The organism is Dyella humicola (assembly GCF_026283945.1).
Classification (GTDB): domain Bacteria; phylum Pseudomonadota; class Gammaproteobacteria; order Xanthomonadales; family Rhodanobacteraceae; genus Dyella; species Dyella humicola.
In genome coordinates this window covers 1-12,631 of record NZ_JAPDPC010000004.1, presented here as the reverse complement: position 1 = coordinate 12,631, position 12,631 = coordinate 1, and the positions used below count along the sequence as shown (strand labels likewise).

Sequence of the window (12,631 nt, the reverse complement as noted above, 5' to 3'; positions counted from 1 at the left end):
AGGGGGGATCATAGGGCCTGCTGCCCGGCGGGCATCTGAACGCAGACCGTGGTTTGTGGCGCGAGGGAGGCAACGCTGAGGCCGCCAGGGGACCTTACGCCTTCCTGTAGGAGCGCACCCAGTGCGCGATCACGGCCTCACCGCTCCGTTGGTTTGTCGCGCACTGGGTGCGCTCCTACAGAGGGGCAGAAGGGGTCCAGCACGTGGCGTCGGGGTGAAAAGGCCGAGGCGAGACGCCCAGCAGGCGCTGGACGCCGCTATTGTCGGCGATCAGGTCGGCATCCAGCCGGGTGAGCGGCCCACGCAGGCGTGGCACGGCGTGGCGACCCAGGCGCAACAGCCAGGCCGGCAACGGTACGGGCAACGTGGCCACCGGCAGACTGGCGCGGACGCGGGCGAACATCTCGGCCGCGGGGAGACGCTCGCCGCCGCCCAGCGGCAGCACGCGCCCGGCGGCTGCGGGCTGGTCGAGTGCCGCCATCACCGCTTGCGCGATGTCATCGGCGTGGACGGGCTGGCGCAGCCCCCGGCCGGCGAGTAGCGGGAACACTCGCTGGCGGATGGCCCGGCGGGCGATCGGACTAAGGCTCTTGTCCAGGCCGGCGCCGTAGATCAGCGTGGGACGGAACACCGTCCACGGATAGCCGTGACGTTCGCACTCGGCCGCGAGGGCCGCCTCACCGTCACGCAGCATCTGGGAGATGGCGCGTTCGGCCGGCACGTCGGACGCCTGCTTGGATTCGGCGCTCATCGAACTGGTCGCGATCACACGCAATCCAGGCGCCGGGTCGAGCGTCGACAGCCATTGGGACACCGGCAGCAGCGGTCCGAAACTGATGACGGCTGACGGGTTCTGGATGACCGGCATGGCATCCGGCAACCGCCCCTTCACCCAGGTGACACCGGATTCAGCGACGTGCGCTTGCCGGCTGATCGCCACCACGTTTTCGCCGCGCGCCCGCAGGCGCGGCAGCAGGAAATGGCCAATCTGACTGCTGGCACCGAACACCACCACGGTCATACAGGCATCCTCAGGAACCGGCCTGCAGGCGCGCCGCCAGCGTGGCCAGACGCGGATTGCCTGGCGCCAGCTTGCGTGCCCTGTCCAGCGACTGGGCCGCACTGGCACGGTCACCTTGCTGCAGCTGCTGTTCGGCCTGGTCCAGCCAGGCATTGGCCAGACGCTGGCGCAGCTCGCCCTGCCCTGCAGCGCCCGGGGAGAGATCACCGAGATCCGCGAGACGATCCCCAGCCACTTGCAGATTGCCGCTCGCGAGGGCCTGGTTGAACTGGTTCATGGCCAGGCTGGGCAACGTTTCCAGTCCGTGCCGTGCCGATTCGTTATTGCCATCCAGCGCCAGTGCGCCGCGATAGAGATCGTAAGCGCTGTCGCCCGGAGGCAGCATGAGCTTGCCCTGCTGGGCGGCGGCATCGGCACGCTGGATCATCCGCGCGAGGTCGGCGCTCTGCTGCGGCGTGAGCGCCGGATGCTGGGTTGGCCCCGCCACATTCTCCGCGTCGCCCGCGACCGGGAGCGCGGCCGACGCCTTGTGGGTGTCGCCCAGGCGCGCCTTGGCCGCGGCAAGATCGCCCGAGTGGGGCGCCAGTTCGGCCGCCTGGTCGAGCAGCGTGCGCGCCTGCGCATGGTCGCCGCTATCCAGCGCCGCATTCGCTTGCATGATCAGCGCCTGTGCCACTTGAGCAAGCCCGGCCTTGGCATCGGCGTTGTCGGGATCGAGGGCCAGCGCCGCCTTGTAATGGGCGAGCGCCGTGTCGTCGCCGTCACCACTGATGCGGCCCGCGCGCATCGCGTCCTGTGCTTGACTGATGGCGTCGGCCAGCGCAGCGCCGTCCGCCTTGTCCGCCGGCACCAGCGCCGCGCGCAAGGCGGGCAATTCGCCATAGTTGGGGATGAGTGCGGCCAGTCGATCCACCAGGGCGGAGGCTGCCGCCCGATCGCCCGCATCCAGCGCCTTATGCGCCTGGCTGGCAAGCGCTTCGCCCACCTTGTCCAGCCCATGCGCGGCGACGGCATTGTTCGGGTCAGCGCCAAGCACGCGCCGGTACAGCGTGCCGGCGCCATCGTCGCCGTCCAGCTTGCCGGCATCGAAAGCGAGTTGCGCCTGCTCGATCAGGTGATCGGTCTGTAGCGGACCCGTGCGAGCGGAGGCCAGCGCCTGAGTCAGGCGATCGACGTCACTGCCGCCACCGAGCAGCTCGCGCGCGGCGGCCAGCGCCTGGTCGGCATCATCCAACTTGCCGGCCTGCAACGCCGCGTCGGCGCGTGCGATCTCAGCCAACCCGACCTTGCGCAGACCATCGCGGGCACGGTCGTTATCGGGCTGCAGCGCGCGGGCGGCTTCGAACAGCTCGCGCGCGCTGCTGCCGTCATTACCGTCCAGACGTCCTTCCTGCAAGGCGACCTCGGCGCGGCCCAGGACGCCATCAAGCTCGGTGCTTGGCACCAGGCCGCGCAACTTGTCCTGCTCCATCCACAACGTGGTGCCAACGCCAATCACCAGCAGCAGCAACAGCGGGATCAACCAGCCACGACGGCCCGATCGGGTTGGCGGCCGCGACGGCACGCTGCGACGACGCTCCGGATCCAGTGTGACCTGCGGCAAGCCATCGCCTGACGTCGTCCCTGGCGAAGGCGCATCGTCCAGATGATCGAGGTCGCCCAGCGTAGGTTCGGTACGGCCCTGCGATCCGTGGTCGTGCGGGTCTTTGCGTCCGTTCATGGGTTCACGAAGGTGGGATCAATCGTCCGAAGCTTAGCATTGCGCCGGCGCGGCACCCGCCCTGTCACGCGCGCCGTTCAGCCGACGCTGACTCGGCGAGCGTCGACCACATTAGGCATCGCGACCAACCGCCCGAGCAGGCCGGAAAGCTGCTCGAAATCGCGTACGCGCAAGGTGAAGCGCATCTCCACCTCGCCGCTCTGGGCGAACACCCGGCTGGACGAGGCAATGATGTGGGTGCCCGCATTGCTGATCATGCTGGTGACGTCCTTCTGCAAGCCCTTGCGGTCGTAGCCGTGCAGCTCGATCTCCACTTCATAGGCCTGCGCGGACGCCTTGCCCCATTCCATATCGATGACGCGGTCCGGATCGCGCCGCGCCAACCGCGCCAAGCTGACGCAATCGGCGCGATGCACCGAGACGCCACGCCCGTGAGTGACGAAGCCACGCACCGCATCACCGGGCAGCGGCTGGCAGCAGCGGGCCAGCGTCGTGAGCAGGTTGCCCACGCCCTCGATGCTCAGGGCACTGTGATCGCGCGGCGCCTGACGCGATGACGTCGGTGCCGCCGATTGGGTCACCGGTGGCGGTGACGCGGCTTCCTGCAGCACGCGTGCGATCTGCCCAGGCGCGACTTCACCTAGCGCCAGCGCTACCAGCAGTTCGTCATGCGTCTTGAGGTGGAAGTGCGCGGGCAGCTTGGCCAGGTCGGCTGTGGGCAAGGCAAGCCGTTTGATCTCGCGTTCGAAGATGGTGCGGCCCGCCGCCAGGTTGGCGTCATGCGCGATGCGGCGGAACCACGTGCGCACTTTTTCCTTGGCACGCGAGGTATGCAGATACCCGTGATGCGACGACAGCCAGTCGCGGCTGGGCTCGGCTACCTTGGCCGTGAGCACTTCCACGCGATCACCACTGTGCGGCTGGAAGGTCAGCGGCACGATGCGCCCATTGACCTTGGCGCCACGGCAGCGATGACCGACTTCCGTATGCACGTGATAGGCGAAGTCCAGCACGGTGGCGCCGCTGGGCAGATCCACCACTTCACCCTTGGGCGTGAGCACGTAGACGCGATCTTCGAGCAGCTCGGTCTGCAGTTCGGCCGCCAGGTCGCCGTCACTGTCGGCGCGCGGTTCGAGCAGGCGGCGCATCCAGGCGATCTTGGCCTCGAACTCGCTGTCGGCGCTGCCACCTTCCTTGTAGCGCCAGTGCGCCGCCACGCCCAATTCATTGATGCGATGCATCTCGTGCGTGCGGATCTGCACTTCCAGCGTCTTGCCGCGCGGACCGATCACCGCCGTATGCAGCGAGCGGTAATCATTGCCCTTGGGCCGCGCGATGTAATCGTCGAATTCGCCAGGCAAGTGCGGCCACAGCGTGTGCACTACGCCGAGCGCGCCGTAGCAATCGGCCACGCTGTCCACCAGCACCCGTACGGCGCGGATATCGTACAGATCGGAGAATTCCAGCGCCTTGCGCTGCATCTTCTTCCAGATCGAATAGATGTGTTTGGGCCTGCCGGCCAATTCCGCTCGAATGCCGGCGGCTTCGAGCGATCGATACAGCACGTCCAGCGATTCGCGGATGAATTCTTCGCGGTCGCTGCGACGCTCGTCGAGCAGGCGCGCAATACGCTTGTAGGTATCCGCATGCAGGTAGCGGAAGCCGAGGTCCTCCAACTCCCACTTGAGCTGCCAGATACCCAGGCGATTGGCCAACGGCGCATGGATGTCCTGGGTCAGGCGCGCCAGCAGCTGGCGCTCGCTTTCCGGCAACGCACTCGCCGCGCGCATGCGAGCCAGCTGGCGCGCCAGCAGGATGAACACCACGCGCAGGTCGCGGATGATCGCCAGCAGCAGGCGGCGCAGACCCTCGGCGCCGTGGTCGGCGCCATGTTGCGCGTGCAGCGCCCAGACCCGCTCGGCCGCTACCTGGCCGGCCACCAGTCGTTGCAACTCGGCGGGCAAGGCCGGTTCGCGCTGTGCCCACAAGGCCGGGTCGAGCCGCGCCACCTCGAACCACAGAGCGGCGGCCTGGGTCTGTGCGTCACAACCAAGCATCGCGAGCAGGTCGAGCACATCCACGCCTTCGGCACGGCTCACCGGCAGCGGCGCACATGCCTCCAGCGCCTCGACCAGGACGGACGGGATGTTGTCGGCGCGACTGCGCCACTCGGCAAGATCCGAGCTTGCGTTGGGGGCGACTTGAACCATGCGGTCATTCTAGTGCAGGCGTGCCCTGCGCCCGCGCCTCTTATGAATCGCCGGTTCATGGCGTGTATGCTGCGCCAGCGCCGTTACTTCCCCATGATCGAGAGGATTGCCCCATGCGCCTGGCCCGTCTGCTGCCGTTGATGATGAGTGTTGCCCTCGCTGTTCCCGTGATCTCGCACGCTGCTGACCAGTACGTACCGCTGCAGCAGCGCATGTCCCCGGAAGAGTTCAAGGCCGCCGGCCTGGACAAGCTCTCGCCGGACGAGCTGAAGAACCTCGACAGCTGGCTGAGCGGCCACGCCAAGGTCGCTACCAAGATGGTCGACCAGGCCGGCAAGCCGGTGTTCTATCCGAGCAGCGAGAAAGCCGGCCCGATCCAGGCGCGCGTGCAGGGCAGCTTCACCGGCTTCAGCGGCCACGGCGAGTTCACCCTGGACAATGGCCAGGTGTGGAAGCAGGCCGACACCGCCAGGATTTCGTGCCTGAGCAGCAACAACCCGAAGGTGACGATTCGTCGCTCGCTGATGGGCAATTGGATGATGGCGGTGGACGGCTGTAACGACACCACGAGCGTGGTGCGGACGAAGTAAGGGCTTTTGCCTGTCATCCCGGCTTTCGCTGGGATGACGAATTATTCAAGGCATCGCTAAGCGAGGTTTTCCAACGCACGGTTCAGGCGCTTGGCGGAAACCGGCTCGGCCGTCTTCAGTTCCTGTGCGAATAGCGATACGCGCCATTCCTCGATCAACCAGCGCAATTCATCCAGTCCCTCGCTACCTGCCGCGCGATGCTTCAGGTACTCGCGCCAGAACGGCAGCACCTGCAGCATGCGTTGCTGGTCCTTGGCCGGGTCCTGGCGCAGACGCTCCGCGCGCAAACGCATGGCCTTGAGATAGCGCGGATAGTGCGCCAGTCGCACGGTAGGCAGGTCGCGCAGGAAACCAGGGACCAGCAAGCCATCGAGCTGCTCGCGCAGATCGTCGTAGCTGGCGCGTGCAAAACCCATCAGCGGTGGTTGCAGCCAAGGCTTCAACTCGGCCTGCGCCTCAATGATGGGCTCGGCCAGCTTCAACCGCTCCACCGCTGCGGCGAACAACTCACGCGCGGCCTGTGTATGCAATGCCTCGAACGTACCCGCAGTACGCACATCCAGCGGATGACGTTCCAGCAGATCGCTGAAACCGCCTTCCACCAGATCTTCGCGCAAGCCGTCCACGCCACCGAGCGGTGCGTATTTGAGTGCTAGCGGATTGCCGACCGGCAGGCGCCTGCGCGCCTGTTTCATTTCGCTGGCCAAGGCGTTGCGCAGCAGGCGCACAACACCCTGGACATGCGCTGCGCGTGCCTCGTCGCTGCGCTCGAATACCCGCAACGCGACCGTCTCGCCGAGATCGACCAGGGCCGGAAAAGCAAGCAAACCACCGGCCGAACGCACCTGGCTGGGAATCTCCTCGAAATCCCAGCTGGCGATGTCTTCGCGGGTCAGTTCGATATCGGTCTTGCGCGAGAAGGCTTCGCGCGCCTGGCCCTCCCATTGCGCGCGCATATCGGCGAGATCACGACCCGCCGCGAGCGTGCGCCCGTTTTCGTCATGCAGGCGAAAGCGCATGCGGAAGTGCGCGGGCAGCTCCGCGACGTCGAATTCGCCCGCCGATATATCCACACCGGTGGCGCGCTTCAGGAAAGCGGCCAGCGCCTTGGTGACCGGTTCGTCGCGTGACGCCTCCGCCTCGACGAAAGCGCGGGCGAAATCCGGGGCCGGTACAAAATTGCGTCGTAGCGCCTTGGGCAGACCTCGGATCAACTCGGCCACCTTCTCTGCGAGCAATCCCGGCACCAGCCATTCGCAGCGCGCGGCGGGAAGCGCGTTCAACATGGACAGCGGCAAATGCAGGGTGACGCCGTCCGCCTCGTCGCCGGGCACGAACCGATATTCGAGTCGGTACTTTTGCGGCGGGATATCCAACGAAGCAGGAAACGCCCGCGGATCGAGCCCCGCGCCGCCACTCATCACATCATCCAGCGACCAGCGCAACGCTGCCTGCTCCGCGGGACGTGCCTTGCGATACCACGCATCGAGCGCGCGGCTATCGGCGATGTCCTGCGGCAGCTTGCCTTCGAAGAAGCCGACCAGCTCGTCCTCATGACGCAGCAGGCCTTCGCGGCGCTGCTTGGCCTCGATGCCATGCGCGTCTTCCAGCACGCGCTGGTTGGCGCGGATGAAGTCCGCCCGTGCGTCGATGTCGCAACGCACCAGTGCCTCGCGCAGGAAGATCTGGTGGGCAAGCGCCGGATTCTGCCGCTGGAACGTCACCGGTCGACGCTCGACCAGGGTGAGTCCGAACAGGCTCACCTGCTCGTACGCGACAACATGGCCGCGCTTGCGCGACCAGTGCTCGTCGCGGCACGACGAGCGCAACAAGTCTGCGGCCTGCTGTTCGATCCACAGCGGCTCGACACGGGCGCACATCATGCCCCACACGCGGCCACCGACATCGAGGATCTGCGCGGCAAAGATCCAGTTCGGCGGCACCTTCGACAGCGCCGAGCCGGGGAATACCTGGAAGCGGCGTTCGCGCGTGCTGCGATAGACGCTCTTCTCGTCCTTGTGGCCTACCTGGGTGGGCAGCCCGGCAAGCAGGCTGCGGTGGATCGCTTCGTAGTGCAGCGCCGCTTCGCTCTCACTCCCTCTCCCCTCTGGGGAGAGGGCTGGGGTGAGTGGCGGGTGCTCGCGGGAAGCTTGCCCATCTCGCTTCTTCTCGGCGACGGCAGGTTTACCCTTTGCAGCTTGTCGCAAGATTGGCCCCTCATCCCGGCCTTCTCCCCGGAGGGGAGAAGGAGAAGTGAAGTGCCACCCTAGTTCCTGCACCACCAACAACAATTGCCGGTGCAGCTCGCGCCATTCGCGCATGCGCATGAAGCTGAGGAAATGCCGCGAACACCAGTCGCGCAGCTTCGACTGGGTCAGGTCTTCATGCGCCTTGCCGTACTCGCGCCACAGATTGATCACGCCCACGAAATCGGACTTGGGATCGGCGAAGGCGGCATGTGCCGCATCGGCCTGCTGGCGTGCATCGGCCGGACGCTCGCGCGGGTCCTGGATGCTGAGGAAGGACACGACGGCCAGCACGTCACGCAGGCTATGCAGCTTTTCCGCTTCCACCAGCATGCGCGCCAGCTGCACGTCGATCGGCAGACGAGCCACGGTGCGGCCGATCGGCGTGAGATGACGCGCCTCGTCGATCGCCGAGATCTCGGCCAGGCGGCGATAACCATCGGCCACCACGCGCGGGTCGGGCGCTTCGAGGAAGGGAAACTGGTCCACGTCGCCCAACTGCAGCGAGAGCATGCGCAGGATCACGTTGGCCAGCGACGAGCGCAGCAGCTCCGGATCGGTATACGCGGCGCGACTGTTGTAGTCGGCTTCGTCGTAGAGGCGATAGCAGATGCCCGGCCCCACACGCCCGCAACGCCCCTTGCGCTGATCGGCGGCGGCCCGCGAAATCGGTTCCACATGCAGGCGTTCGAGCTGGCTGCGCTGGCTGTAGCGCTTGACGCGCGCCTGGCCGGAGTCGACCACGTAGCGGATGCGCGGCACCGTCAGCGAGGTCTCGGCCACATTGGTGGCCAGCACGATGCGTCGTTTCGGACCCGGCTTGAACACCCGGTCCTGGTCGCCCGCGGAAAGTCGCGCATACAGCGGCAGCACTTCGGTTTCGCGGTATTGCCGGCGCGACAGCAGCAAATGCGTGTCGCGGATCTCGCGCTCGCCGGGCATGAAGATCAGCACGTCGCCGCGCGGGTCGTCGTGAGTGATCTCGTCGAGCACCGCAGCCACGTGCTCGGCACTGCCCTGCTGCATGTCGCCGGCCCGCTGTCCGCGCTTTGCTGCCATTTCAACGAGCGAGCGCCAGCGCACTTCCACCGGATAGGTGCGCCCTTCCACCGACACGATCGGCGCGCCGCTGAAATGCTCGGCAAAGCGCTCGGTATCGATGGTGGCCGAAGTGACGATGATCTTCAGCGTGGGCCGCTTGGTCGCCAGCCGCTTCAGATAGCCCAGCAGGAAATCGATGTTGAGGCTGCGCTCATGCGCCTCGTCGATGATGATGGTGTCGTACGCGCTGAGCCACGGGTCGCCCTGGGTTTCGGCCAGCAGGATGCCGTCGGTCATGAACTTGATCAGGCTGCGCTCGGACACCTGGTCGTTGAAGCGCACCTGGAAGCCGACCTGCTCGCCCAGGGTCGTGCCCAACTCCTCCGCCACGCGGCGCGCCACCGAGCGCGCGGCCAGCCGGCGTGGCTGGGTGCAACCGATCATGCCCGCTTCGCCGCGGCCGGCCGCCAGGCACAGCTTGGGCAGCTGGGTGGTCTTGCCCGAGCCGGTCTCACCGGCGATCACCACCACCTGGTGCTTGCGGATCAGCTCGACGATCTCGTCGGCACGGGCGGTGATGGGCAGCGATTCGTCCAGGCGGATCGCCGGCTTCGCGTCGACGCGAGCGCGGCGCTTGGCCGCGGACACCTCGATATCCGCGGCCAGCGCCGTCAGCTTTCTTTCATCGAAGCGACGCGAGAGCTCGCGCAGACGGCCTTGCAGCCGGCCGTAGTCGCGACTGGAAACGTGGTCCAGCGCCTTGCGCAGATCGCGCAGACGGGCGTCGGATGCGGAGGATGGGGGGGCGGAGGCATGGGTCATCGGACCGCACATGATAGCCGCTGACTATCGCCCGTATCGGAAGGATTCATTTCTCGACGCGTATCCAGCCCGATAAGGTGGCTTCCAGGTTCCACCCCTACCCCTCAAAAGGAGCAAACCATGGCCATTTCCATCGGTATCGCGAAGAAGGACCGGGAGCAGATTGGCAAGCAGCTGTCCAAGCTGCTGGCCGACACCTATTCGCTGTACCTGAAGACGCACAGTTTTCACTGGAACATCACGGGTCCGCAGTTCAACAGCCTGCATACCATGTTCGAGACCCAATACAACGAACTGTGGCTGGCCGCCGACGAGATCGCCGAGCGCATTCGCACCCTGGACGTGTTCGCTCCTGGCTCCTATAGCCAGTTCGGCAAGCTAACCTCCATCAAGGAAGAAGCGGGCGTCCCGGAGTGGAAGGACATGGTGGGCCAGTTGGTCGAAGGCCACGAGATCGCCGCGCACACGTCACGCGAAGTCATCAAGGCGGCGGATGCCGCCGGTGACGAAGGCACGGCCGATATCGTGACCGGGCGCCTGAAGGAGCATGAGAAGACGGCGTGGATGCTGCGCTCGCTGTTGAAGTGAGCACTTGGCTCCCTCTCCCCTGCGGGGAGAGGGTTGGGGTGAGGGGGCAATCTTGCGGTGAGCCTGGTTCGAAGTCGGCTTCGAATGTGTTCTATCGCGAGCACCCGCCCTTTATCCCCTTTTCGGGGCTCACCTCGGTCCTCTCCCCGGAGGGGAGAGGAAGAAAGGCATTACGGCCTGGCTTCCAGCACCAGGTTGAACGGCGTTTCGGTGGCGCGGCGGAATTGGCGGAAGCCGCCGCCGTCGACCACGACTTGGCGCAGGCGCTTCTCACCGGCCTGCGCGCCCAGCGCCGGCCCTTTGCGCGCCAGCGACACCGGCACGCAGATCTGCGATGAGGCGGCGTAGTACACGCGTCCCACCGGATTCAGATTTTCCTGCACGCTGTCGCCGGCAAACGGCTCGACAATCATGCAGCTGCCATCGCTCTTGAGCGCTTGGTGCGCATGTCTGGCCGCGCCGACCGGATCGCCCATGTCGTGCAGGCAATCGAAGAACGCGATCAGGTCGAAATTCCTGCCGGTGTAACCGGTGGCATCCGCCACATCGAAACGCGCGTTCTCCACGCCAGCCGCTTTGGCGCGTTCGCGCGCAACGTCGATCGAAGGCGCGTGGTAGTCATAGCCCACGAACTCCGACTCGGGAAACGACTGCGCCATCAGGATCGTGCTCGCGCCGTGGCCGCAGCCCACATCGGCGGCGCGACCGCCCCGACGCAGCTTGTCCACCACACCGTCCAGCGCCGGCAGCCACGCGGTAATCAGGTTCGCGTTGTAGCCGGCGCGGAAGAAACGCTCCGTGCCATGGAACAGGCAGGGGTGATGCTCACCCCATTCCATGCCGCGACCACTGCGGAAATTGGCGAGCGTGCGCTCCTTGGCGTGGAACGTCGCCTCGACGATGGAATAGGCACCCGGCAGGTCGACCGGCCCGTTGGGGTCGGCCAGGCATAGCGCCTGCTCTTCGCTCAAGCCGTAGGTTCCGCTGGCTTCGTCGAACTCCACGTAGCCGCCGGCCGCCTGATTGCCCAGCCACTCGCGCACGTAACGCTCGAAGGTGCCCGTACGCTGGGCCAGTTCGGCGGGCGTGAGCCGTGCGCCGGCCAGTGCCTTGTAGAAACCGAGTTCGTCGCCGATCTGGATCAGGGTGGCGCTCACCGCGGCCCCCAGGTCGCAGACCGCCTTGCCCAGGAACGCCTGCAGTCGTTGTTCGTCAATGGCCATGACACAACTCCGTGACACCGCCCACGCGACGGTGGAGTAGGATCAAAAGCTCTGCATACGCCACCACCGAGATGAGCGCCTGTCCCAAACCGGACAGCCCGAAAGCACTAGGTTCCGTGGCGGGGAGCCCCCCATGCATCCGAATGCACCGTCGGTGGACGCCCTCCACGCTCCCGCGTCGACACGCGATGAAGCCCGGCACGATGCCGGCGCTTCTGCCGCCGTCCTGGGCGAACTGCTTGATCAACTGCTGATCGGCGTCATCCTGGCCGATGCGGACTCGCGCCCGTGGTACGCCAATCGCGAAGCGCGCCGCCTCCTTGCCAGCCATGATGGTCTGGCTGAAGGTCCCGATGGGCTGAGGGCTAGCACGACCGCCGGCACCCGCCGTCTGCGCCATGCCTTGGCGCTGAGGGGCCTGGCACCGGCAAGCGACCGTGACGCGTCAGCGGCGCGCTATTTGTCGCTGCCCCGACCGGGCCTTTCGCGACGAGCGCCTTTGCTGCTCACCTTTTCGGCGCTGTCCGGGTCGCCGGGTCGTACGGCGATCTTCATCGATGTCCCCGAGCACCTTCAGCCGGTTTCCCGTGGGGCCATGGCGGAAGTGTTCGGACTCACCCCACGCGAGGCGGCCCTGGCCGCCCTGCTGGCGGACGGTCACGAACTGCGCGATTGCGCCGGTCTCCTGGCCATGGGTGAAGGCACCGCTCGCAACCACCTCAAGCACGTGTTCGAGAAGACCATGAAACACAGCCAGGGAGCGCTGGTGGCACAGTTGTGCCGTATGGTGGGGCCCTATCGCTAGAGATCGCCGGCGCAGGCCGCCATCCCACTGTATTCATGACTGAAGCTAGATTCACGCTTTGACCCGGCGGCCCCGCAGAAGCTATGCAAAGCGCGGAGATCGGACGTTTGCAGACAACACGGGCCTGACCTGGCGCTGACCACTCCACCCTCTCTTTATTGAGGGAAATGCGCTGCATGGTTAAGCTCCTCACGCTTTTCGGCCTCGTGTGAGGCAGCCACGGGGATCGTTTTGAGCGCCACACCAACCAAGAGTCTGGTTTCATATTCCAAGTACCTCGCGTTGCGCTTGAGCGGTTGCCAGGCGGCGGCGCGTGGCGCAGCGCCTGCCTGGCTGACAGGTCAAGCCGCGCGCCGCCGCCTGGC

General features: G+C 66.2%; 8 protein-coding genes. 3 read left to right on the top strand and 5 right to left on the bottom strand.

Features of this window, described 5'->3' with window-relative positions; translation table 11 throughout:
• Positions 1 to 175 precede the first annotated feature (175 nt).
• The 3 genes from OUZ30_RS18470 to OUZ30_RS18460 all read right to left on the bottom strand — a co-directional run bounded on the left by OUZ30_RS18470 (position 176) and on the right by OUZ30_RS18460 (position 4,951).
• Positions 176 to 1,021 carry an SDR family oxidoreductase gene (locus OUZ30_RS18470; protein WP_266183923.1) on the bottom strand — a complete coding sequence of 282 codons (846 nt, stop codon included), beginning with the start codon at positions 1,019 to 1,021 and terminating at the stop codon, positions 176 to 178.
• Positions 1,022 to 1,031: 10 nt separating this feature from the next.
• Positions 1,032 to 2,741, bottom strand: coding sequence for a PgaA family protein (locus tag OUZ30_RS18465; RefSeq protein WP_266183922.1), 1,710 nt, complete (start codon positions 2,739 to 2,741; stop codon positions 1,032 to 1,034).
• 77 nt (positions 2,742 to 2,818) lie between these two features.
• On the bottom strand, positions 2,819 to 4,951 hold the full coding sequence (locus OUZ30_RS18460; protein ID WP_266183921.1) for a bifunctional (p)ppGpp synthetase/guanosine-3',5'-bis(diphosphate) 3'-pyrophosphohydrolase: 2,133 nt from the start codon (positions 4,949 to 4,951) through the stop codon (positions 2,819 to 2,821).
• Between the two features lie 113 nt (positions 4,952 to 5,064).
• Here OUZ30_RS18460 and OUZ30_RS18455 point away from each other — a divergent pair, with 113 nt between their 5' ends.
• Complete coding sequence (locus OUZ30_RS18455; RefSeq protein ID WP_266183920.1) at positions 5,065 to 5,541, top strand: hypothetical protein; 477 nt, start codon at positions 5,065 to 5,067, stop codon at positions 5,539 to 5,541.
• A gap of 56 nt (positions 5,542 to 5,597) precedes the next feature.
• On the opposite strand, the gene hrpA is transcribed toward OUZ30_RS18455, so the two are convergent.
• Positions 5,598 to 9,650 (bottom strand): ATP-dependent RNA helicase HrpA, encoded by a 4,053-nt coding sequence (gene hrpA / locus OUZ30_RS18450; RefSeq protein ID WP_266183919.1) that lies wholly within the window; start codon positions 9,648 to 9,650, stop codon positions 5,598 to 5,600.
• Between the two features lie 120 nt (positions 9,651 to 9,770).
• Between hrpA and OUZ30_RS18445 the strand changes: the two genes are divergently transcribed.
• On the top strand, positions 9,771 to 10,238 hold the full coding sequence (locus OUZ30_RS18445; protein ID WP_266183918.1) for a Dps family protein: 468 nt from the start codon (positions 9,771 to 9,773) through the stop codon (positions 10,236 to 10,238).
• Between the two features lie 170 nt (positions 10,239 to 10,408).
• On the opposite strand, the gene OUZ30_RS18440 is transcribed toward OUZ30_RS18445, so the two are convergent.
• Positions 10,409 to 11,461 (bottom strand): class I SAM-dependent methyltransferase, encoded by a 1,053-nt coding sequence (locus tag OUZ30_RS18440; RefSeq protein WP_266183917.1) that lies wholly within the window; start codon positions 11,459 to 11,461, stop codon positions 10,409 to 10,411.
• Between the two features lie 133 nt (positions 11,462 to 11,594).
• On the opposite strand from OUZ30_RS18440, the gene OUZ30_RS18435 reads away from it, so the two are divergent.
• On the top strand, positions 11,595 to 12,266 hold the full coding sequence (locus OUZ30_RS18435; protein WP_266183916.1) for a helix-turn-helix transcriptional regulator: 672 nt from the start codon (positions 11,595 to 11,597) through the stop codon (positions 12,264 to 12,266).
• Positions 12,267 to 12,631: the final 365 nt, after the last annotated feature.